Origin of the sequence: Streptococcus sp. SP8 (assembly GCF_030440045.1) — a bacterium.
GTDB classification, from domain to species: Bacteria; Bacillota; Bacilli; order Lactobacillales; family Streptococcaceae; genus Streptococcus; species Streptococcus parasanguinis_I.
Map to the genome: position 1 here is coordinate 37367 of NZ_JAQFJL010000001.1, position 24846 is coordinate 62212.

The 24846-nt window shown below is 32.0% G+C and carries 21 protein-coding genes; 20 read left to right on the forward strand and 1 reads right to left on the reverse strand.

The annotated features are described in order from the left end of the window. Positions 1-6: 6 nt before the first annotated feature. The 6 genes from PCY11_RS00210 to PCY11_RS00235 all read left to right on the forward strand — a co-directional run bounded on the left by PCY11_RS00210 (position 7) and on the right by PCY11_RS00235 (position 11409). On the forward strand, positions 7-6225 hold the full coding sequence (locus PCY11_RS00210) for an SNF2-related protein (RefSeq protein ID WP_195327910.1): 6219 nt from the start codon (positions 7-9) through the stop codon (positions 6223-6225). A 74-nt stretch (positions 6226-6299) separates the two neighbouring features. Continuing rightward, positions 6300-6584 carry a DUF5962 family protein gene (locus tag PCY11_RS00215; protein ID WP_000969637.1) on the forward strand — a complete coding sequence of 95 codons (285 nt, stop codon included), beginning with the start codon at positions 6300-6302 and terminating at the stop codon, positions 6582-6584. Positions 6585-6597: 13 nt separating this feature from the next. Continuing rightward, complete coding sequence (locus PCY11_RS00220; RefSeq protein WP_000998890.1) at positions 6598-6894, forward strand: DUF5966 family protein; 297 nt, start codon at positions 6598-6600, stop codon at positions 6892-6894. A 392-nt stretch (positions 6895-7286) separates the two neighbouring features. Beyond that, entirely contained in the window at positions 7287-8870 is a 1584-nt protein-coding gene (locus tag PCY11_RS00225) for an ABC transporter ATP-binding protein (RefSeq protein WP_001071847.1), read from the forward strand. 261 nt (positions 8871-9131) lie between these two features. Further along, positions 9132-10253: a ThiF family adenylyltransferase gene (locus PCY11_RS00230; protein WP_000371017.1), complete on the forward strand. Its 1122-nt coding sequence runs from the start codon at positions 9132-9134 to the stop codon at positions 10251-10253. Beyond that, on the forward strand, positions 10246-11409 hold the full coding sequence (locus tag PCY11_RS00235; protein WP_195327908.1) for a pitrilysin family protein: 1164 nt from the start codon (positions 10246-10248) through the stop codon (positions 11407-11409). Before PCY11_RS00230 ends, PCY11_RS00235 begins: the two co-directional genes overlap by 8 nt. Here the strand turns inward: PCY11_RS00235 and PCY11_RS00240 are convergent. Beyond that, positions 11372-12256, reverse strand: coding sequence for a helix-turn-helix domain-containing protein (locus PCY11_RS00240; RefSeq protein ID WP_301362287.1), 885 nt, complete (start codon positions 12254-12256; stop codon positions 11372-11374). The two genes, PCY11_RS00235 and PCY11_RS00240, sit on opposite strands and share 38 nt — an antisense overlap. Positions 12257-13430: 1174 nt before the next feature. Here PCY11_RS00240 and PCY11_RS00245 point away from each other — a divergent pair. The 14 genes from PCY11_RS00245 to PCY11_RS00310 all read left to right on the forward strand — a co-directional run bounded on the left by PCY11_RS00245 (position 13431) and on the right by PCY11_RS00310 (position 24791). After that, positions 13431-14072, forward strand: a complete 642-nt coding sequence (locus tag PCY11_RS00245) for a hypothetical protein (protein ID WP_050078401.1) — start codon at positions 13431-13433, stop codon at positions 14070-14072. A gap of 9 nt (positions 14073-14081) precedes the next feature. After that, positions 14082-15167, forward strand: coding sequence for a toprim domain-containing protein (locus PCY11_RS00250; protein ID WP_000510561.1), 1086 nt, complete (start codon positions 14082-14084; stop codon positions 15165-15167). A gap of 50 nt (positions 15168-15217) precedes the next feature. Then, entirely contained in the window at positions 15218-15451 is a 234-nt protein-coding gene (locus PCY11_RS00255; protein WP_000152419.1) for a DUF5965 family protein, read from the forward strand. Then, entirely contained in the window at positions 15448-15831 is a 384-nt protein-coding gene (locus tag PCY11_RS00260; RefSeq protein ID WP_000159223.1) for a DUF5945 family protein, read from the forward strand. Before PCY11_RS00255 ends, PCY11_RS00260 begins: the two co-directional genes overlap by 4 nt. A 37-nt stretch (positions 15832-15868) precedes the next feature. After that, positions 15869-16144, forward strand: coding sequence for a hypothetical protein (locus PCY11_RS00265; RefSeq protein WP_000495441.1), 276 nt, complete (start codon positions 15869-15871; stop codon positions 16142-16144). An 81-nt stretch (positions 16145-16225) separates the two neighbouring features. Next, complete coding sequence (locus tag PCY11_RS00270) at positions 16226-16858, forward strand: DUF3990 domain-containing protein (protein ID WP_000424175.1); 633 nt, start codon at positions 16226-16228, stop codon at positions 16856-16858. Beyond that, positions 16849-17076, forward strand: a complete 228-nt coding sequence (locus PCY11_RS00275; protein WP_000301903.1) for a hypothetical protein — start codon at positions 16849-16851, stop codon at positions 17074-17076. Before PCY11_RS00270 ends, PCY11_RS00275 begins: the two co-directional genes overlap by 10 nt. 154 nt (positions 17077-17230) lie before the next feature. After that, positions 17231-17707: a type II toxin-antitoxin system antitoxin PezA gene (gene pezA / locus PCY11_RS00280; protein WP_041823159.1), complete on the forward strand. Its 477-nt coding sequence runs from the start codon at positions 17231-17233 to the stop codon at positions 17705-17707. Next, positions 17707-18468: a type II toxin-antitoxin system toxin PezT gene (gene pezT / locus PCY11_RS00285; RefSeq protein WP_301362289.1), complete on the forward strand. Its 762-nt coding sequence runs from the start codon at positions 17707-17709 to the stop codon at positions 18466-18468. Before pezA ends, pezT begins: the two co-directional genes overlap by 1 nt. 27 nt (positions 18469-18495) lie before the next feature. Beyond that, complete coding sequence (locus tag PCY11_RS00290) at positions 18496-20994, forward strand: Spaf_1101 family AAA-like ATPase (RefSeq protein WP_195327906.1); 2499 nt, start codon at positions 18496-18498, stop codon at positions 20992-20994. 923 nt (positions 20995-21917) lie between these two features. Then, positions 21918-22274 (forward strand): SAG1252 family conjugative relaxosome accessory protein, encoded by a 357-nt coding sequence (locus tag PCY11_RS00295; protein ID WP_250316021.1) that lies wholly within the window; start codon positions 21918-21920, stop codon positions 22272-22274. A gap of 4 nt (positions 22275-22278) precedes the next feature. Next, complete coding sequence (locus PCY11_RS00300; protein ID WP_000401235.1) at positions 22279-22644, forward strand: MobC family plasmid mobilization relaxosome protein; 366 nt, start codon at positions 22279-22281, stop codon at positions 22642-22644. Continuing rightward, entirely contained in the window at positions 22631-24460 is a 1830-nt protein-coding gene (locus tag PCY11_RS00305; protein ID WP_301362290.1) for an SAG1250 family conjugative relaxase, read from the forward strand. Before PCY11_RS00300 ends, PCY11_RS00305 begins: the two co-directional genes overlap by 14 nt. A 103-nt stretch (positions 24461-24563) precedes the next feature. Next, the gene (locus PCY11_RS00310) at positions 24564-24791 is read left to right on the forward strand and encodes a helix-turn-helix domain-containing protein (protein WP_000919634.1); all 228 of its coding nucleotides are present in this window, start codon (positions 24564-24566) and stop codon (positions 24789-24791) included. Positions 24792-24846 lie beyond the last annotated feature (55 nt).

Genomic DNA, 24846 nt, shown 5'->3' on the forward strand with positions numbered 1-24846 from the left:
GCGAGTATGGAAGTAATACAATTATTGGCTATGTTTCGTGGAACAATTCCAAAAGATAGAGAGAAAATGGACTTATTTCTTCGTTATCAAGCGCAACATTTTGATGAGAAATGGCAGAATTTGGTAGAGAGTTTTTTGACTGAAGAGGGCAAGATAGAGGAGATACCTCATGTCTATTCGTTTCATCAAGATATTATCTCTTTCCTAGAGGCCAGTTCTGAAAATAATGACCAAGATTTAGAAAGTTACACAAGAAATTTTGGACAAGCAGGTCTAAGTAAATTATCTCAATTAAGTAATTTTGAGAAAAACTTGGTGCTAGAAGTCGCAACCTATAATCTTTTCACTCGATTTTACATCCAATCTGAGAAAGAGAAGCTAACACCATTAAGTGAGCTTGTATTTCATCAGAATCAGGATGTCAATTTAGTCAATGTCTATCGGGTTGCGAATAATCTATCTGACCGCATTAGTAGAGATATAGAGGAGTTTCTTCTAATGGTTGATTCCAAAGAACTAAAAAAAGAAGTTCTTGAGATTCATTTTGAAGAAAAAGAAGGAGATGTTCTAGCCTATTTGGGTTCAGAATTGATGGCTACTTTAGATATCGTTACGGATCTTGTCCATCATGAAGAAAACTACACACAACTCCCACTGACACAAAAGCTGAAAATTATTACTTATTTTGATGAAGTAAAGGCTATAAGAGAAAAGTCTAAGCAAGTAGAGGAAGCAGTCTTACCTTTAGATAATATTGACCAGGTAGAAGAAAATGTGGAAGTTCATTCCCTATCTAAAGTAGATAAAATTGTAGAAGAAGCTTTGAGGGAATATCCAATCGGTTCACAAGTAAGTTATAAAGGACAAGTATTTCAGTTGGTTTCGATTGAAAATGCGCAGTTAAATGACTTAGTTCGCCTAGAGCTATTCAATGATTCCAACCAGTTATTTGAAGAGAATCCTATCTTATACTTGAACAGTTTGGAAGAGATTGAACAAGTATTGTCTCATTTAGAACTTGAAAAAGAAGATTCAGAGATTGAGATTGAATCACCAAGTGAAAGCCAGGAAATAGATCTGTTTTCCTACCTGGAAGAAGAAAATGAAAAGGATAAGGAAACAGAAACGCTTATTGTAGGCATAGAAGAGACGGATTTCCCTGTTCAAGATTTTGTTTTTCCAGATGATTTAGAGGACTTTTATCCTAAGACAAATCGAGAAAAAATTGAAACGAATATCGCCGCAATTGATCTTGTTAAAAGATTAGAAAAAGAGAGACGACAAGCAAGTCCAGAAGAACAAGAACTACTAGCCAAGTATGTTGGATGGGGTGGTCTTGCTAATGAATTTTTCGATGAACTCAATCCAAAGTATGAAGCAGAACGTTTAACTCTTAAGAGTTTAGTAAGTAAATCAGAATACTCCACCATGAAACAAAGTTCTCTCACAGCCTATTATACAAACCCAATGATTATTCGCCAGATTTGGCAAAAATTACTGGATGATGGTTTTGAGGGAGGAAGGATATTAGATCCTTCTATGGGGACTGGGAACTTCTTTGCGGCGATGCCTAGAAGTATACGAGATAAATCAGAGCTCTATGGGGTTGAATTAGACAGTGTGACAGGCGCAATCGCAAAACAACTCCACCCCAATACCCATATTGAAGTGCGAGGATTTGAAGAAGTTCCCTATCAAAATAATAGTTTTGATTTAGTCTTAACGAATGTTCCTTTTGGAAATTTTCGCATTGCCGATAAAAACTACGATAAACCTTATATGATTCATGATTACTTTGTCAAACACTCACTTGATTTAGTAAGAGACGGAGGACAAGTGTCGATTATCTCATCTATTGGGACAATGGATAAGCGGACAGATAATGTCTTACAAGAGATTAAAACCAACACTCATTTTTTAGGGGGTGTTCGTTTGCCGGATACGGCTTTTAAAACGATTGCAGGTACTCGAGTGACCACAGATCTCCTCTTCTTTCAAAAGGATCAAGCAAAGAATCTTAATGAGGAGGAACTTGTCTTTAGTGGCTCTATTCCCTTTGAGGAAGATAAGCGTGTCTGGATCAATCCTTATTTTGATGGGAAATACAACACACAAGTTTTGGGTGAATATGAAGTACGTAATTTTAATGGAGGAACCCTCAATGTAAAGGGGGAATCAGAAACATTATCTACTGATATAATGAAAGCATTCGAGAATGTGGAAGCACCTAAACAAATTGACAATTCTTTGAAAGCACCTGTTTTTATCCAAGAAGAAGTGGATAATTCGATCCCAAGTCGTATACGTGAGGACTTAGCGCTCTATTCTTTTGGATATGAGGGAAATCAAATTTATTACCGAGATACGCATGGCATTCGGAAAAGTTCAAAAGTAGACGAAATTAGTTATTATGTAGATGAGAAGGGAGATTTTAAAGCTTGGGACAGTTCTTTGTCTGAACATAAAATAGACCGATTCGTGCAACTTCATTTGACAGAAGAGGAAGCACTAGATGTTTACAAGTCAGAAGAAGCGAGTAAAAGAGGGAAATATAAGGGACTGTTCAAAAAAACTGTCTTTTATGAAAGTCCCTTATCGGATAAGGATATTAGTCGCATTAAGGGCATGGTTGATTTGAGAGAGACCTATCAATCCTTAATTGAAATTCAACGTCATCAAGATTATAGTCGGACAGAATTTCAGGTGTTACTTAGTAAACTCAATCATAACTATGACCGCTTTGTAAGTCAATTTGGATACTTGAATGCCTCAGTCAATCGGAACTTATTTGATAGTGACGATAAGTATTCTTTACTAGCAAGTTTAGAAGATGAATACATCGATTCTAAAGACCAGAAAGTAAAATATAAAAAATCTTTAGCCTTTGAGAAAGCATTGGTTAGACCAGAGAGAGAGATTACAAGAGTATCAACGGCTTTAGATGCCTTAAACTCCAGTTTATCGGATGGTAGAGGAGTTGATTTAGACTATATGGTATCAATTTATCCCGAACATAGCCAAGCTGCTATTTTAGATGAGTTAGGTGACCAGGTTTTAATGGATCCAGAAAGTTATTTAAGAGGGGAAAGAAAATATCTTTCTAAGAACCAGTTTTTGTCAGGAGATATTCTCAATAAGATAGAAGTAGTTCAACTATTAGTAGATGAAAACAACCAAGAATTTGACTGGTCTCATGCTTTAGATTTGTTAGAATCTGTTCGCCCTCCACGGATTCATCTGGCAGATATTGAGTTCAAAATAGGGTCACGTTGGATTCCTCAATCCGTTTATGGTAAATTTGCCTTTGAATGTTTTACCAATCGTGAATTTGAATTGTCTTCGCCAGATGTTGAACAAGTCATTGAAGTGAATCCTGTCGATGGCCAGGTTCATTTAAGGACATCATTTGTTTATCGCTATCCAAGTGCCAAAGATAGTAGTCTTGGAGTTAGTGGGTCACGTTATGATACAGGAAGAAAGATTTTTGAGAATTTACTTAATTCGAACCAACCGACGATTACCATGACTGTTACGGAAGGGGAAAAGAAAAAGACTATCACAGATTTGGAAAAAACCTCTGTTCTAAGAGCAAAAGAGCAGCATTTACAAGAGCTCTTTCAAGAATTTGTCTCACGGTATCCAGAAGTCCAACAGGTCATTGAGGAAAGCTATAATCGTCTTTATAATCGAACAGTTAGTCGAGAGTATGATGGTAGCCATCTAGTCATTGATGGCTTGGCACAAAACATCAGTCTTCGTCCTCATCAAGAGAATGCTATTCAAAGAATCGTAGAAGAAAAAAGAGCTTTATTAGCTCATGAGGTAGGTTCAGGAAAGACCTTGACCATGCTTGGTGCTGGGTTTAAATTAAAGGAGTTGGGGATGGTTCATAAGCCCTTGTATGTGGTGCCCTCTAGTTTGTCTGCTCAGTTTGGCCAAGAAATCATGAAATTTTTCCCTACTAAAAAAGTCTTTGTGACCACTAAGAAAGATTTTGTGAAGGCGAGAAGAAAACAATTTGTGTCACGTATCATTACAGGAGATTACGATGCCATTGTCATTGGGGATTCTCAATTTGAAAAAATCCCTGTCAGTAAGGAAAGACAGATGAATTATATCGAGGACAAACTCAATGAACTACGAGAGATTAAAACACATTCTGAAAATAAGTACACCGTTAAAGAAGCAGAGCAATCAATAAGTGGTCTTGAGAGACAATTGGAAGAACTCCAACGCTTTAATCGTGATAGTTTTATTGATTTTGAGAACTTAGGAATTGATTTTCTCTTTGTGGATGAAGCACATCACTTTAAAAATATACGTCCAATTACTGGACTTGGAAATGTAGCAGGGATTACCAATACAACGTCTAAGAAGAATGTGGATATGGAAATGAAGGTTCGACAGATTCAGGAAGAACATGATTTTAAAAACATTGTCTTTGCGACAGGAACACCTGTTTCCAATTCTATTAGTGAGTTATATACTATGATGAACTACATTCAACCAGATATCTTAAAACGCTATCAAGTTGATTATTTTGACTCTTGGGTAGGTGCTTTTGGAGAAATTCAAAACTCTATGGAATTAGCTCCTACAGGGGATAAGTACCAACCTAAGAAACGATTTAAAAAGTTTGTCAATCTACCTGAGTTGATGAAAATCTATAAAGAAACAGCCGACATTCAAACACAAGATATGTTGGATTTACCTGTTCCAGAAGCTCATATTATCCCTATTGAGAGTGAGTTAACTGAAAACCAGAAACTCTATTTAGAAGAATTAGTTATGAGGTCAGATATGGTCAAATGTGGAACAGTTGATCCGAGCCAGGATAACATGTTGAAGATTACGGGTGAGGCGCGGAAACTAGCTATTGATATGCGTTTATTGGACTCTAGTTATAGTCTAGCAGACAATCATAAACTGCTTCAGGTAGTGGATAATGTTGAAAGAATTTATCGTGAGGGAATGGAAAATAAGGCTACTCAGATGATTTTTTCAGATATTGGCACACCTAAGAAAAAAGATAATGGCTTTGATGTTTATTCTGAGATTAAGGCTTTATTAGTTGATAGAGGAATCCCTAGTATGGAAATTGCCTTTGTACATGATGCCAATAGTGATGAAAAGAAGAATAGCTTGTCTCGAAAGGTTAATGCAGGAGAGGTTCGGGTTCTTCTTGCCTCAACTGAAAAAGGAGGAACAGGTTTAAATGTTCAGAGCAAGATGAAAGCAGTTCACCATCTGGATGTACCGTGGAGACCAAGTGACATTCAGCAACGTAATGGACGTATTATCCGACAGGGAAATGAAAACAAGGAAGTGGATATTTACCACTATATTACCAAAGGTTCGTTTGATAATTATCTATGGGCAACTCAGGAGAACAAACTCCGTTATATTAAGCAGATTATGACTTCTAAGGAGCCGATTCGTGCTGCGGAAGATATTGATGAACAGACTATGACAGCTTCTGATTTTAAGGCACTAGCAACAGGTAATCCTTATCTCAAATATAAGATGGAACTAGAGAATGATCTAACTCTATTAGAAAATCAAAGACGCGCCTTTCAACGCAGCAAGGATCACTATCGTCATACAATCTCTTACTGTGAAGAAAATATGCCCATTCTTGAGAAACGATTAAGCAAGTATGAAGGCGACATTCAACAGTCTGAAATGTCGAAAGACCAATCATTTTCTATGACGATAGGTAAACAAGTTTTTGAGCAACGAGCTGAAGCAGGTGAATCCCTACACCGTCTTATCCGTCATAATCAATCTGACAGCAAAGAATTTCGAACCCTAGCAAGTTATCGAGGATTTGACATTAAAATGCTTAGTCTACCAACGAATCAGCCTCTTCCTGAAACCTTCTCTGTTAAGATTGTAGGAGAAAATCAGTATTCTGTCAGTTTGGATTTGTATTCTCCTTTGGGGACAATTCAAAGGCTTCAGCATACGATAGACCACATTAAAGATGACCAAGTGAAAACTCAGAACTTATTGGATGAATTAAAGGATAAATGGACTACTGCTAAGGTAGAAATTGAGAAAAATTTTCCAAAGGAAGAGGATTATCAAACTAAAAAGGCCGAATACGATGTACTCGCGCCATTGATTGAAACAGAAACGGATTTAGATATTATTGATCAGGCCTTACGACAATTCCACGAAAAAGGAAAAGAAAAGCAAGAACAACTTTCTTTTGAATTAGATTAAAAAATAGATATAAATAGCGGACAAGAAAAGAAAAGCGCGGTAGAATAAAGATAGAAAGAAACGAGGTAACGATTATGATGGAAGATACCTATTATCAATTAGAAGAGGCTTTGGTACAGGGATTTCAAACACCTGAAGAATACCAAGCCTACAAGGAGTTAAAGGAACATTATGAGGAAGTGACAGGGGATTACAGTTTTTCTAAACGAGAGCTCACTAGTCAATTGGAAATCGCTCTTCAGAATCATCAAGGTGTGGACTTTGAAGAACATGAAAAAGAAGAGTATTTGGACTTAGTTCAAAAATTAGAAGAGTTTGATTCCTCTCTTGCCACCCATTATCGTCAGTTGATTGATTAGAAAGGAGAAAGTCATGAATGATTTACTCCTTATCCCAGTAATTTTTTTAGCAGTAGGAGGAATTCTCATTCTTTTATGGAGACTCTTTCTTATTGCCAGTGGACTTTTCCTTATTGGTTTTATCAGTTTTCTTATTTTCGTGGAGGTCTATGGAATTTATCTGTTCTTTACTGAACCTAGTTTATATTTTGATGATATCAGACAACATGGTTTAACTAGTTTTACGGCTGTGTACTTTTTCATCAATCTGATGTTGGTTCTAGGATTTAGTTGGCGCTTCATTAACTCCATAAATAAGCATAAAATGTGAACTTTTTAGATAGTTAAAAGACTTTATTCAAAGGTAGGTTTGAATAGAGTTTTTTGTTGATGTGCTTATAATCCAGTCTCAATACTCTGTATTAGAAACAAAAAGAGATGAATTAAAATTAAAGTGTACAGAATGCTTTAGAGTTTCTATTTTTCTTATAATATATAGTAATTTCGGTACAAATTAACTTGTATATTCTATCTGGTTTAGTGTGATATATTCATTGTTAAATAAAAATATGAGTTCTCCTCTTATTTTAAAAAATAATTATTTTATAATTTTTTTTTATATTTAGTGTAAACTATTCATTGCGTCCCCAATACGGGAAGTTTGTTTCTGATTTTCATATTTGGATTATAATATTCTCATCAGAGTTACTTAAGGAGTAAGATATGAACCAGATTATGAAACAATATAAATTACTATATTTCTTGATTATTTTATTAAGTTTGACAAGTGCTCTTTTAATGACATTCTTCTCTCTGCAATTAGGAAGAATACTTGATAGTATATCTAATTCAAATAGTGGATTACTCTTTCATATCACTATTTCTGTAGGTTCGATTTTACTGTGGTTCTTGATTTCTTCTTCCTATTCCTATCTTAAAAACGAATATGTAAAAAAAGTTATTTTAGATCTAAAAAGGCGTCTCTTATTACATTATTTATCGCGTGAATTTAACCAAACTGACAACCGTAACCATTCAGATTTCTTAAATAATATCACCAAAAACAGTGACCTTATTCAAGAAAATTTATTAATCCCTAAAATCTCTCTAATTGCAAATTTAGGGAGCCTTATCATGAGTGTGGTTGCTATTATTTATATAGAATGGCGATTAGCATTAGTCTTCCTTTTATTGTCGAGTATAACGGTTTTCCTATCACAAATTCCTGGAAAGTTAATGACTAAATCAACAAATAATTATTCTCTACAAAATAATCACTATTTGTCAAAAATGACAAACTTTATTAATGGTTTTGAACAAATTAAGTTATTAAATATTCAAAGCTGGACCCAAGAAAAAATTCAGGGAATCAGTTTAGAATTTGAAGAGTCCAGAAAAACATATCAATTCTTAAAAGACTTAGCTTCAACTACTGGAATTTTACTAAGTTTTGGCTCTCAGCTATCCTGTATGGTCGCTGGTATCTTTTTTGTAAGAAATAACTTACTGACTATTGGATTACTAGTAGCAAGTATTCAATTATTAAACGGTGTTTTTGCTCCATTACAATCTATTCTTTACAATAAAAATTTAATCAGCAGTAGCAAGTCCATTATTGATAATATCCAGGAAAATCTATATGAGACAAATCAAGGAACTTCCCATAAAACAAGTACAATTGATTGTGATAACATTTCGACCATTTCTATTAGCCAATTACATTATGAAATTGAAAATAAAATATTATTTGATCATTTTTCCTATGAATTTAAAAAAGGCAAGCGCTATGCAATTATAGGTGCTTCAGGAGCTGGGAAAACAACTTTAGTAAAATTAATACTAAATTATTATCCAAAAAATCTTTATGATGGAGAAATAAAAATCAACGGAAAACAGAATATTGATATTTCCTCAGAGGAGTTATATAAAGATATTGCGTTTGTGCAAAAAAATGACTTTCTGATTGAAGGCAATATTCTAGAGAATATCAAATTGGCTAGAAACCTTCATTTAACTGAAAAATTAAGAAAATCCTTAGGTTTTAATGAAGACTTCCTTCGTAAAAACCTAGCTCAATCAAACCAAATCATTTCAGAAGGAGAAAAGCAACGAATTGATTTAGCTAGGTTTTTAGTCAAAACATATTCAGTTTATATATTTGACGAACCTACAAGTAACCTTGATCCAATAAAAGCAAAAGAAATAATGGATTACATTCTATCCATTAAAGATGCAATTGTTATTGTCATTACTCATGATCAAAATCCAGAAATATTGGAAGAGTTTGATCAGATTATTGTTTTATAATAGAAAGGAGGTGATGATCATGATTATGGAAGATTTCAACATTTTGGAGTTAGAATTTGAAGAAATTCGTGAAGAAGATACAACTAATTGGTACTTTATCTAAGATAATTTTAGATTTAGTTAATTTAAACTCTTAAAAAGAGAGTTTAAATTAGTTTGTATTAATAAAAAAGAAGTCAATAATATTAATCGACTTCTCGTGTATAACAGAAGCATGCATGTTCATCTTGCATGCTTTTATCAAATAGTTGAGGATATAAAATGGATAATTATTTCCCAAAATGGAACCAGGATAGAATCGTTTACCAATGGAAGAACGACAGATTAAGAATTGGAGCTGATGATGTTGATGTATTAGAAATTACAGGATACTCAGATTTTTGGTCAGATTTAATTTCTTGTTGCAATGGAATTAATAGCTTTGAAGAAATTAAAGATTTATTAAGAAAAAAATATGATATATCCGAAAATATTATAGAAAAATATATATCTAAATTTTCTGATCGTAATTTATTAGAAATATTAGATAGACCTGTAAATCAAATTGATCACTATTTAATTAATGAATCACTAGAAACTTATTATTCTAGTGAAGGTATTGGTGGGATTAAATTACTTGAAAAATTGAGTAATTTAAAAGTTACCATACTAGGATGTGGAGCCGGTGGTTCTCATATCGCATTACAATTAGCCCAATTAGGGGTAGGGCGACTTCATTTAGTCGATGATGATATTGTTAAAGAAAATAATATAAATAGGCAATCTATGTTTACCTTTAACGATATTGGTAAATATAAAGTTGACTGTGTAAAAGATTGTATTCTAAAACGTAATTATCAGTGTGTAGTCACAAAAAGAAAATTAAAAATGAGCACTGTTGATGCTGTAAAAAAAGAAATTTCTGAAAGTGACTGGGTATTTTGTTGTATGGATGAACCTCCTTATATAGCACAAAGATTAGTAAATAGAGCATGCTATTTATTTAATATCCCTAGTATATACTGTTTTAGCCAACGTAGCGCAGGTAAACTCTTATTTTGTAATCCTAATATTCAAAATATAGGCTGTGTTGATTGTTTACTTTATGAACAAGATAGTGATAACTTTCAAAATTTAGTTAAAAAATTTTCAAACTATGATGGAAAATTAATAACTGCAAATATTTTAACTAATATTCTATTATTGTCATCATGGGTTGTGAAGAAATGGTTAGATTGTGTAACAGAGAAAAATAGTAATGTTTGGAATACTTTATTTAGATTTGATTTTTATAGTTTTAGGGAAGATGAATTCAAGCACTTCTCTAAGCAATCTCATTGTCCTACATGTGGTCATGATTTCGATAAAAGTAAACTCTGGGAGATTCTAAAAATTGATGAATAAGAAAATTATATTTAAAAAAAATCAAGCAAGTAAATTTGCATATTTTTCATTGATGTTTGTTGCAGGTACTAGTATTGAGCAAGTAAATGAATTAGGATTTTCACATCTTATTGAACATTTACTAATACGAGCAGGGAATGAACAATCACTAAATGAATTGTTTGATATGAATGGTGCAGCTATTAAAGGAGAGACATCTAGAGATTATATTAATTTAAGTGGTTACTGTCTAGCTGAAGATTTCAATAAAATTTTTAAAATACTGATAAGTAGGATTTTCAATCTTTCTATTACTGAAGATGAACTATTGAGGGAAAAGAAAATAGTCTTAATTGAATTAAATCAGTATGAAAATAGTAAAAAATCTATTAATGATAATCGAGTAATTTTTAAAAATAGATCTTGGTCAATAGATATTATTGGTACTAGAGGTAATATTGAGTATGTTAGTTTAGAAACTATATATAAATTTTATATAAAAAATATTCAAGCAGGAGAATTCCAGATTGCTATTGCTGGTCCAAGTTTTCTACAAAGTGAAATCATAAGTATTGAAAATATGTTACCTTTAAGTGGTTCATCTGTAGAAATTAACTCTCCGGCTTTTTCAACTGGTTTAACGGAATTAGATAAACAACAAGAACTTTCTGAAATTTCTATGTATCTAGATATATCTGGTATGGTAGCATCATCTCATGAAATGGCAATGTTAAGTATCTTAAACTCGATGTTAACTGGTATTAAAGATTCATTATTAGGCCATAAGTTAAGGACACAAAAGCAATGGATATATAGTATTGTATCATACCCAATATTTTATAGTAATATGACTTTACTAAAAATAGTAACTATAACACCTACAATCTATAAGAAAAAATTGATTAAAACACTGGAGAACAATCTTGTTAATGAATCCGATTTATCTGATGAACTATTATTTTATAAGGCTAAAAAAAGAGTAATCAATGAATTGTACATAAATTGTGAAGTTAATAAAAATGAATATTTAAAAACAATTTGTAGAGAAAAATTATTTGATATTCCAAGTTGGGATAGTATTGCTGAAGAGCTGGAATTGATTTCTTTAGATGAATTAAAAAGTTTTTCAAAAAAAGCAATTATTCAAAATAGGAATTACCACATTGTAATAAAATGATAATATTTTTTTTGTAGTAATCTTTATAATTTTTGTATAATGTTTTATTGAATAATTCAAAAATTTTTAAAGCATCTTCTATTTTTAAAATTGATTTTTGATTATGATGAAATTTAAGTTCAAAAAATCCTTCTAAATACAAAAGAATAGTTTGTTCAAAAAAATCTGTGGAATTAGATAATATATTCTTAGTAGCTTGTTCTAAAAATAAAGCTTCCTCATATAAGCTGTTTTCAATCATAATAAGAAGTGAATTAAGAAGTAATTGAACGAGAGCTTGTTTATTTCTAGGTATAGAACTATACAACTTTCCTTTTTTAAGCGCCTCTTTGGCATATCTAAATAATAAATTTGGTAATATTGCTCGACAACAATTTCCAAGAATAAGAATTTCGTAATATCCCCAGTTTTCAACAGAAAATAAATAATTAGTAAGATAAGAGGTGTCTTGATTACTCAATTGATGAGTATTATCAATTCCATAGATAATACTTTCAATGAAAATAGCGTTTAACTTATGATAATGAGATTTGGTTTCTCTAAACAGTTCCATCTCTTTGCTTACCATATTAAGTAATGATTTGATTTCTTGATTGTATGCATCCTGTTGAACTAAGCGTATCAAGGTATTGAAGTCTGAAGGCTGATAATTATTACATGAAAGCAAAAACTCCTCTAGTGTTACACCTATTTTTTCAAGTAGATATAATAATTTAAAAAATGAGATTTCTGTCTCTCCTAATTCAAATCTAGATATTTGAGACTTTGAAATTTCTGCACCTGCTAATGAAGAAATAGAAATACCTTTTCCTTCTCGTATTTTTCTATAAGTTTTACCTATAATCATATTTATCTCCATTTACCATAAAAAATCATTAGAAAGCGTGACAGATTATGAAAAAATACTATCAAATTTTTTTATTACTATTTGATATTATCATTATTATTGGATTATATCAATAACATTAATGAGTCTGGGTAAAAACTCAATTTCAGGAGTAAATGAAATGAATATTCCCATAATAAAACGCATTATATCAAGTTTTTTGGACAGCCTTTGTTCGAAAATTATTTTAACTCATAGTTGATGATTCCATAAATTGAAAAGTTTTATACTTAGCATTAAAATGCTCAATTTTAATACGTATTACAAGTATCTCTATTAAACTTCTTATCCTCTTCAGTCAATAGATGCTTTTTAGAATTTTTAACAGGAATGAAGGTTATATTATGAATATTCATAATGCATAAATAATCCAAATACAGAAAATCAAGTGATTGCTCTGGCAAACTTGACCTATCCTTTCTTAAAAAGAGTAAAATCATGTGTATGACCTTCTTAAAAAACTAATTAGCAGGCATGAAGTGGTGTTAAATCGAGTATGATTTGTGTCTTCATGGTGTGTCTCTTTTTTCCTGAATAATTTTACTTTGGTTTCTTTTAGGACGTTGAAATAGGACTTTCTATGACATCAATAGCTATAGTGACACTTGCTGCTTTTAAGTTGTCTAAGGCAAATAGACCTGAAGAACGAAGAGTATCTTCTACCAATATTATCGTTCGGTGACTGTCGCTAATCCAAGACCAAAATCAAAAGCTAGGAGACGTAGAGTTGGTCAATAGAATAAATAACGCAAGTTTAGCATCAACTGTTTTTATAGACTTAGCGTTTTTGGACGTCCTCCTTTATAGTGTTTGGTTTTATAAGCTTTATTTAGACAGGATATCTTCGTTGGGAAGGTGTCCTTTTTTACACTAATAAATAATTTAAAGTTCTCAGAAGTTAGTTGCATGATCTTTTGTAAATAGTTTTCTTAACTATAGTATAGCATAGTACAGTATGCATTTTATTTTTTTCCAATAAGTCTATTATACTTCAAAGACAGCTAGTTTTATTTTTTTCTCTGAACTGTACGATTTTGCGCCTGAAATGTAGGAATTACCTTTCGTTGTGATGTGATAAAACTTACAAGTTCTTTTTGTTATTCTTGACCTAGTTTTTATAGAAAGAAGGTCTAAGATGTTAAATAAAGTCAAAACTAAAGCCTTAATTAGTGTTGGAGCAGTGGCTGCAACTAGCTTTATTCTCATGATGGGATATACTGCTGGTCAACATTCTACTGCTAAACAAAGTCGTAAAGAGATTGAATTGGCTGCAGCTAAACTTGTAGAGGACAAACAAGCAGAAGATAAAGCAAGTATTTTGTCATCAGATACTGTAAAAGAATTTTTGACACAGTACTATACGAAAGAAAAGCTCGGAGAAAATAATACACGTATTCAACCTTATATGACTGAATCAGCTTATTCTCAAGAATTGTCAAGTCAAAATGATGCCATGAACCAAGTGTATAAGGATTATATTTTGGATTATCATTTTGAAAAAGCTGATATCTTTGTCAATCAGACTACGAATCAAGCCATTGCTATGGTGTCTTATAATGTAACCTATGTATCCGATTTAAAGAATGCCAACCAATCAAAGACCAATCAGACAGAAACCAGAACGGTTAAGTTGTCTTATTCGAAACTACCAGGTAAGTTATTGGTCAATCAAGTACAGGTTTGGAAATCTGGGTTAGATGATTTAGATAATGCAACTCCTAAAACTTTAGAAGAATCATCATCAATACCATCACTGCCAAATACTACGACAAAATGATGATATTGCATGGGAATAGAAGAATGTAAGCAAATTTCAATTCTTGATGTAGCCAATCGTTTAGGTATCTCCTTTAAACAAGTTTCGAGCAGTGTCTATGAACATCCTGAACACGATTCATTTCGGATTTTTTCAACTACCAATACTTTTAAATGGTTTTCAAGAGATATTCAAGGTGATGTCATTGATTTTGTTCGACTTGTTAAGGGAATTTCCTTTAAAGAAGCTCTAGCCTTTCTTTCTGAAGAACCTTTTCAAAAAGAAGCTATTCAAGAAAAAAGAGAGAGACCATTTTATTATCCTTTAAAGAGAGTAGAAGATTCTAACTGCAGTTTGACTAGATATTACTTAACAGAATGTAGAGGAATCTCAGAAGAAATCATACAAAAGATGATTCAACAAGGTTTGATAGCACAAGCTAGTTGGAAAACAAATGAAACAGTTGAACCTGTTAACGTTTTTAAAAGCTTTGATCATCGCCACAAGCTGCAGGCAGCAAGCTTACAAGGAATTTATAAGAATCACTCTCTTCCTAGAGAAAGGTTAAAAACGATTCTAAAAGGAAGCCATGGACATGTTGGAATATCCTTTGACATTGGTAAACCAAATAGACTGGTCTTTTGTGAATCGTTCATCGACTTGATGAGCTATTACGAACTTCATCAACAAAGTCTAACTAATGTTCGTTTGGTATCTATGGAAGGATTAAAAAGGTCTGTTGTTGCTTATCAAACTTTACGACTAATAGCTGAAGAAAATCAGAAGTTGGAATTTTTAGATACAGTAACACCTTCAAAGTTATTGCATTTGATCAATACAATTCGTGATACCACCACCTATTTCGATAATCATCCTGATTTATTGACACTTGCGGTAGATTGTGATGATGCAGGAAAAGATTTTTCTGATAAGTTATCTCAATCAGGATTTCCTGTTTTACTGGATTTACCTAATAATGAATCTGGGAAAGAAAAAATAGACTGGAACGATATTCTTAGAGAAAAGAAATCAGATTTTCAATTTAAGCTTGAAACTGTAAAAGAGACATTTGGAAATCCACCAGTAAGACAAAACTCTCAATGTTTAGAATTGTGATAACAAAATCAAGATGTTTTAGCTAATATTAGAATGAAGGAGGATCGTATATGACCATAATCGAGCGCTTAGAAGAAAAGGTCACTAGGCAAGAAAGCAAGGTAGCAAGAGAGACAGAAAAACTCGCTGCTTACAAAGAGCAACTGGAGACAGCGATGTTTGCGACGTTCAAAAGGCGTCAAAGCATCAGTCACATGAGTTTTGAAGAAGCTCTTGACCATGCCTTTGGTAAAGAAAGACAATTCGATGATTCTGAATTTAGAAAGGATGAAATGAGTGAATGACAAAAGATTGGAATTTTAATCAACCATTAGAAAGTAAATCAGAAAATCAAGGGGATTCAGATAAAATTGCGGCCTTATTTGGAAATCATCAAGGAGGTAATGATGTAAATTATGAAGCAGCTTTTCAAAAGCGAAAACAAGCGCCTGTGACGGAATCAAATTCTAGTTCTAAACCTAAAGTTACAGAGGTTAGAACAGGAAAAGAGACAGATATCACTACAAGTTATCAGCAACATCTTAAAAGACTTATTGCTGATAACAATAGCGATATTCAAAGCAGTCAAAAGAAAATTGAAGAGCTACATACGTTGATTGACACAAAGAATAAAGACAATAAGAAATTACAGTCCATTTATGATGCGATTTCGGAATTACACTAAGCAGTCCTGATAGGCTGCTTTTTTTGAGAGGTTATAGATGTTTACAACATTTTTTAAGAAAAATCACGACAATAGTGATGTATTTAAAAAGCTGATTCATAGACTATCTGATATGTCTGTCCAAGATCTTGAAAAAATAGACCGACTGTTAGATATCATTTTCACTCCAGATCAAGAATCAGAACAAGTAAAAACAGAATCAACTTATAGGGAAGAAACTTTGGACGACACATTAAAGGAAGCTAAGAATCAACTTCATAAGGAACAATTGGAGAAGAATTTAGAGAGATTTAGGAAAGACGGAAGGAAGTGAATAGTTTTATACAATTTTCTTTTACTTGAATAAAGTCTTGTGTTATACTTTTAGTATAGACTAGAGAAGGAAGTAAATATTTTGGAGTTGACTACCAAGCAGGAAAAGCAACTAGGTCAGACGCAGTGGTTTCATGCTACATTATTGAGACATTTAGAATCCTTAAAAAGTGGTATAGATGTTAAATTTAATTTAGGAAGTGAGCTAGATTTTGGTCCTGGTTTCTATATCACGCCTGACTTTGAACAAGCTAGAAAATTTATTAACAAGCAAGTTGAAGTATTAAATCGAAGCAGCTCTAATAATAATATTTTTGACTCAGAAGAAGAAGTAGGAATTATAGTAGAATTTCGTATTTCAAATTTTATAGAAATTTTTAAGAACCCTGACTATCATTGTCACTATTTTGCAAAACATAAAAAGTCAGAGTCAGATTTAGATTTTGCTGAATTTGTCGTTCAAAATCGGGAAAATCCAGATGAATTACAACACCATTTTGATTTTATCTATGGTGTTCAGACTGATGACAATCCAACCCAAGCTTTAGCTCGTTTTCGTCAGAATGAAATTACAAAAGAAGAAATGCTTGCTGAGTTTAGAAAACCATATTCTTTTAAACAATTATCCATCCACAACCAATCTTTTTGTGATATAATGAAAATAGAGAAGGTTTATCAATCAAAAACAGGAGAGGAGTTACAAAAATGGCAGTAGTATCATTGGAAAATAATATTAAACTATATAGTTCAGAATTATTTCAAGCACTATTAAAAGCCTCTAATTATAAATTGGATAAGCGTATTGCTCAGACTGTTGCAGAAGGCTATGCTCGTAATCTAGATTATTCTGATCCTGAACTGATGCATGTTGGTGTAACTTCGGTTGCTAACAATCTGCTTACAAAAATTAAACAAGAGTATTTTAATGTATAGTATTTTGAGAAAAGCCACCTAAAAAGAAATAACTCTTTAGGTGGCTTTTATAGAAGTAAAGTTTAGTTAGAAAAATAAGAAATAACGCACCAAAAATGGTGCATTTACTTTTTCTAAATGTTATAATAGTGGTATCAAATAAAAGGAGTTTGCCATGATTGGAAAGAACATAAAATCCTTACGTAAATCACATGACTTAACACAACCTGAATTTGCCCGAATTATAGGAATTTCTCGAAATAGTTTGAGTCGTTATGAAAATGGCACTAGTTCAGTCTCTACGGAACTAATAGATATCATCTGCCAGAAGTTTAATGTATCTTATGTCGATATTGTAGGAGAAGATAAAATGCTCAATCCTGTTGAAGATTATGAATTGACTTTAAAAATTGAAATTGTGAAAGAAAGAGGTGCTAATTTATTATCACGACTCTATCGTTATCAAGATAGTCAGGGAATTAGCATTGATGATGAATCTAATCCTTGGATTTTAATGAGTGATGATCTATCTGACTTGATTCATACGAAAATCTATTTAGTAGAAAATTTTGATGAAATAGAGAGGTATAGCGGCTATTTGGATGGAATTGAACGTATGTTGGAGATATCTGAAAAACGGATGGTAGCCTAATGGAAATCCAAGATTATGCTGATAGTGAATTCAAACATGCTCTAGCACGGAATCTTCGTTCACTGACAAGAGGAAAAAAGTCCAGTAAGCAACCTATAGCAATTTTGCTTGGAGGGCAAAGTGGTGCCGGTAAGACTACAATTCATCGTATTAAACAGAAAGAATTTCAAGGAAATATTGTTATCATAGATGGCGATAGTTTTCGTTCTCAGCATCCACACTATTTAGAACTGCAGCAAGAATATGGCAAAGACAGTGTAGAATACACCAAAGATTTTGCAGGAAAAATGGTAGAGTCTTTAGTAACAAAATTGAGTAGTTTGGGATACAATCTTTTGATGGAGGGAACTTTACGAACGATTGACGTTCCAAAGGAAACAGCACAACTCTTGAAAAGTAAGGGATATGAAGTACAATTAGCTTTGATTGCGACAAAGCCTAAGCTGTCCTATCTGAGCACCCTTATCCGTTATGAAGAACTGTATTCTATCAATCCAAATCAAGCTCGTGCAACACCAAAAGAACATCATGATTTCATTGTAAATCATCTAGTTGATAATACACGACAATTGGAAGAACTAGCTATCTTTGAAAGAATTCAAATTTATCAACGAGATAGAAGTTGTGTATATGATTCAAAAGAAAATACAGCTCCAGCAGCAGATATTCTTCAAGAGTTACTGTTTGGGGAGTGGAGTCAGGTAGAGAAAGAGATGTTGAAGGTGGGGGAAAAGAGACTTAATGAATTACTTGAAAAATAAACAATTTATATTTTTAGGAGAGTAGAAGTGAGAGGGTTTAATAACAAGATAAAGTCTGTTTATCAAGAACTAACAAATTCCAAAGAGAAATTCGGTAGCTTTTACAAGACTTTAATTCATTTGCATACACCTGTTTCTTATGATTACAAGCTATTTTCTAATTGGACTGCAACGAAATATAGAAAAATTACTGAAGATGAACTATATGATATATTTTTTGAAAATAAGAAAATAAAAGTTGATAAGACAATTTTTTTTAGTAATTTTGATAAGGTTGTTTTTTCTAGTTCAAAAGAATATATTAGTTTTCTTATGTTAGCAGAGGCAATCATAAAAAATGGAATAGAAATAGTTGTAGTAACTGATCATAATACTACCAAAGGTATTAAAAAGTTGCAAAAGGCAGTCTCAATCATAATGCAAACTTATCCGAATTATGATATACATCCTCATATTATACATGGAGTAGAAATTAGTGCAGCGGATAAATTGCATATTGTATGTATATATGATTATGAACAAGAGTCATGGGTTAATCAATGGTTAAGTGAAAATATTATAAGTGAGAAAGATGGAAGTTATCAACATTCACTGACTATAATGAAGGATTTCAATAATCAAAAAATAGTTAACTATATTGCTCATTTCAATAGTTATGACATTTTGAAAAAAGGTTCTCACTTATCAGGTGCATATAAACGAAAAATTTTTTCTAAAGAAAATACACGATTTATTGGAGTTAAAAATATATATTCTATTGAAGGTTCTAGAAAAAAACTATTAACAGATTTTAATTGTGAGCCCAACTTTCTATTAGATAATGATTCTCACGAAATTGATTCACTCGGGAAGAACAATCTGTGGTTGAAAGGTGGAAAAATTTCTTTCAAGATGTTTCAAGAAGCATTGTTTGATTATAACGTATCAGTTAGTTTATGTGAGCCAAGCTTTAAACAAAAGTCTTATATAAAAGGATTATATATAGAAAATCGTGGGGGAAATAGAAGCTTTCTTGCAGGTGATAAATTAAAAAAAGATAAAGACTTTTTTTTAACATTTTCACCATCTATGAATTGTTTAATTGGAGGGAGAGGTACAGGGAAAAGCACATTAATTGATATGCTACAATTTGTACTTTCTCAAGATTGTGATAAGCAAAGCAAATTGGAATTTCTATGTAACCATGCAAATGCTTTTGTACTCTATGTTTTAGAAGAAACTGAATATATTATTGAAGTTAGTTTGCCAGATGTCAAACAAGAAAATAAGGATAATATTTTACAATATTATGGGCAAAATCGAGAGAATAGGTTTGGCTATTCTTATAGATTTAATTCTGACTCTATTAAAGAATGGACACGGTCTCAGTACACAAAAGTTTATAAAGTTGAAGGTAACTATTTTAGATTAGTTGATAAAACTAGAATTTTAGAGAAAATGTTTGATAGGAGATATTCTGTTAATGAATTAGTTAGAACAGCTGACGGTGAAAAAATTACAGAATTTATTTCTAATTTAATGATTAAAAATAAAAAATTACCGAGTCCAGACTATGGGCTAAGAACTCAGACACTCGAATCGTTTGAAGTAAAATTAAAGGAACTTGATGAATATTTAAAACAGCGGAAGCAATTAATACTCGAAATTATTGAGGATTTTAATGAAACTCAGATTGGTAAGTTAAGAATTTGTTATGAGCAAATTGATAGATGGGAAGAACCGCATTTCGAAAGTTATCTTTTCAAGAATAGTCGTTCTTCGTTTGATAATTATAGAATTAGTATGCAAGATGTAGCAGACGTTTTATATATTATCTATCGGGAATTAGGAATGAAAGAATTTGTTAAAGTCATTGTAAGACAAAATATCCCTAATAAGTATTTTATGCTTTTAAAAAGTATCTCTGAAGATAATTTTGCAAAACAAGAAAATAATTGGAGAGATAAATCTGAAATCAATGAATACAACATTACGCATTTAAAAACGAGTATCTACTCTTTAATTGAGAATAGTAGTTTATTAAATGAGTTTAAAAGAATTTTAAAAGCGCATGTAGCTAATGAAAGGTTATTTTTGGAGTTTAATATTAACTCCAAAGAAACCTCACAACAACTTGATATTCTCTATAAAGAAGTTGGTGTATTAAGTTTGGGACAAAAAGTTGTAGCCATGCTTGATTTTTTATTAGCGTATAGTGATTATTCTAAAGACTTCAGACCATTGATTATTGATCAGCCTGAAGATAATCTAGACAATCGTTATATTTACAGGCATTTAGTTCAGCAGTTTAGAGATGTAAAAGCTCAACGTCAAATTATTTTAGCAACACATAATGCTACAATTGTAACAAATTCTATGACAGATCAAGTTGTTATTATGGAGTCAGATGGAGTTAACGGATGGATTGAATCACAGGGATATGTTAGTGAAAAATATATAAAAAATCATATCATCAATCAATTAGAGGGAGGGAAAGATTCCTTCAAGCATAAAATGTCTATATATGAGACGGCTTTATCAGAGTAGAGCCAGAAAAAGTAGGTTAGAAATTTAGCCTACTTTTTTCTTTGTTCGACAGGCATAGTGTACATCTGAGGTCCAAGTTCTCTTTTGATATCTGCTGCAGATGAAACCAATAGCGACTCCTAAGCCTGAATATCTTGAGGTAGGGGGGAGAGAAAGGAATTAGCGAAATCAAGGCTCTACAAAAAGAATCGTGACTTGAAGCCATATAGCGGATGAGGAATTCTAAAATCCAAATAGGTGTCGTAACCTATATACGTAAATTACGAGAGTAAACTAGGAAAGATGTACGGCTTATTCCGTGAGCGTTTAGGACGTAGTACAACGAATCATGGGAGTCAGCTGAACCCATAGTATTGAAGAAATTTCTGTAATGGAAATGGAGCGAAGGGTGAATAACTAAATGAATATCTCTCTAATTAAATTTGTCAATCCTAATTCCTCGCCTGAAAAGACAGTGAACTGAAAATGTAAATGATGGAAGCTGATTATAAATATAGGACGGCACTGATAGAACGAATTGTAAAATGAGAAGATGAGTGAGAATAATGCTTTCGTTAAAACTTAGTTGGCCCTCTGTGTGCCGAACGGTACGCACAGTGGTGTGAGAGGGGCTAGAGATTAGTCCCTAATCGATCTGTGATAACTTCTTCAAATAATCCTTGCTATCCTAATATCATCCAAAGAAAATCGATCCTCAAATTTAAACTGGGGGTTTGGGGGCGAAGCCACCAAGTTATCTTATCGTTGGCTGTCAAAACTAGAAGGTTTTGGTCGGCTGGCGATATGATTTTTGGGATATTGTGGACACAATATCTGAGCTCGCAAAGCCTTACAAAAATGTTGAATCTATTTTGAAAAACGTACTGACAGTGTCTGTAAGCTTACATTGTCAGTACAAGTATCTATGAAGGAGGAAAAGCCATATGAAAAGATGTATACGTAGTATTCGGAAACAATTTCGCTTAACAGAAACGGAGGAAAAACAAATACTAGATTTAATGAGAGAGAAAGGAGAGGATAATTTTTCTGATTTTCTCCGTAAAAGCTTACTATTGTCTGATGGACAAAAACAGATGGAAAAATGTTTCAACCTTTGGAAACAGCAAAAGTTGGAACAAATTAGTCGTGATGTTCATGAAATATTAATAATTGCTAAAATAAATCATCAGGTTACTCAAGAACATGTTTCTATTTTGTTAACTTGTATTCAGGAATTAATTAAAGAGGTAGAAAAAACAAGTCCTCTTAGTGAAAATTTTCGTAACAAATACATGAGGTAGTAGAGTGGAGCACCGATATAGAACAAATTTAAAAAAAGTCTTTTTATCTGACCTAGAATTAGTCAAATTGAATGAAAATATCTCAAAAAGTAACTGCTTATCATTCTCAGAATATGCTAGACGAACTCTACTAGATCCTGGTATGAATTTTATCACCATTGATACAAATAGTTATCAAGATTTGATTTTTGAATTAAAACGAATCGGAAATAATATTAATCAAATAGCCAGAAGCATAAATTATTCGAATTTAATAACGGAAGTTGAATTAAATGAGTTGAGAAAAGGTATAGAAGAGTTAATAGTAGAAGTGGAGAAAGATTTTCTTATTCAATCTGAAAAATTGAGGAAATTTTATGGTCATCACTAAACACTTTGCGATTCATGGAAAAAATTATCGTAGTAAACTAATCAAATATATTTTGAATCCAAGTAAAACAAAAAATCTAACACTAGTTTCAGATTTTGGTATGAGAAATTATTTAGATTTTCCTAGTTATAAAGAACTAGTGAAGATGTACAATGATAATTTTTTAAGTAATGATACTCTTTATGAATTTCGTCATGATAGGCAAGAAGTAAATCAACGAAAAATTCATTCTCATCACATCATTCAGTCCTTTTCTCCAGATGAGCATCTCACTCCTGAACAAATCAATCGGATTGGTTATGAGACAGTTAAAGAGTTGACAGGAGGTAGATTTCGATTTATCGTGGCAACTCATGTCGATAAAGATCATATCCACAATCACATCATCCTAAATTCAATTGATCAGAATTCTGATAAAAAGTTTCTATGGGATTATAAGGCAGAACATAATCTACGAATGGTTTCTGATCGTCTTTCAAAAATTGCAGGGGCAAAAATTATAGAAAATCGTTATTCGCATCGTCAGTATGAAGTTTATCGCAAAACAAATTACAAATATGAAATAAAACAACGAGTATATTTTCTAATCGAGAACTCGAAAAATTTTGAAGATTTCAAGAATAAAGCAAAAGCTTTACATTTAAAAATTGATTTTAGACACAAGCATGTTACTTTTTTTATGACTGATTCAAATATGAAACAAGTCGTACGTGATAGTAAATTGAGTAGAAAACAACCTTATAATGAAACTTATTTTAAGAAAAAGTTTGTTCAAAGGGAAATCATAAACATCTTAGAATTTTTACTTCCGAAAATGAAGAATATGAATGAATTGATTCAACGAGCAGAATTTTTTGGATTAAAAATAATTCCGAAAGAAAAACATGTTCAATTTAAATTTGATGAGATTAAGATTTCAGAGCAGGAATTGGTAAAAACGAATCGGTATAGTGTTAGTTATTTTCAAGACTATTTTAATAACAAAAATGAAACTGTTTTCTTAGATAATAAAAATTTAGTTGAACTTTACAATGAAGAAAAGCTAATTAAAGAAAAAGAGTTGCCGACAGAAGAGGTGGTATGGAAATCCTATCAAGATTTCAAGAGAAATAGGGATGCAGTTCATGAGTTTGAGGTAGAGTTGAATCTTAATCAAATAGAAGAAGTAGTAGACGATGGAATGTACATTAAGGTACATTTTGGCATCCGACAAGAAGGACTTATTTTTGTACCAAATATTCAAATCAATATGGAAGAAGAAAAAGTTAAAGTATTTCTCAGAGAAACTAGTTCTTACTATGTATACCATAAAGATTCAGCAGAAAAAAATCGCTTTATGAAAGGTAAAACTTTGATTAGGCAATTTAATCTTCAGTATGAACCGCAGTATATGTATAGAAGAATTCCTCTTAGCGAAATTAGAGAAAAAATAGAACAATTAGATTTTCTTATATCTGCGGAAAATAGTCCGAATGATTTCGAAGATATAACAAATGATTTCATTGCCCAAATATCATATCTAGAGAATATGATTGAACAAGTCCAAAATAAAATTGATGATTTAACTAATTTAGAGGAAGTATTGTTGAATAATACGATAAATAGTTCTAGCAATTTAGAAAATAGTATTCAAGGTAAATGTTCAGTAGATACAATAGAGAAGGATTTATACATATATAAAGGAAAGATTGAAACACTGAAGGAACAACATAGAGAAGCAATAAATTTCTTTGAAATGTTTAATAAAACAATACAGAAATATAAGAAAAAACAAAATATGAAATCTATTAAGGAAAATGAGATACATTTAGAGTAAACAGTTTCCTAAAAAGTATATATAGCATAGTTTCATGTGCCAATTTGTCACATATTTAAAAATAAGAAAATAACTATATTATACTTGTTTTAGGAGACATTGAATGTTGAAAAGGATTAGAGATTTACGCGAGGATACTGATTTGACACAAGAATATGTTGCAAAAGCAATCTTAAATTGTACAAGATCAGCGTATTCTAAAATGGAATCAGGTACCAGGTTAATCTCTATAGATGACCTTATCAAACTTGCAGATTTTTATAATGTAAGTTTAGATTACCTTGTAGGTCGAGTGGATAATAAAGAAGACCATTACTCCAAAAAGTATTAGGTTAAGAAAGCACATTGACAATTGAATAGTCCAAAATGGTACTTTCCTCATTTGT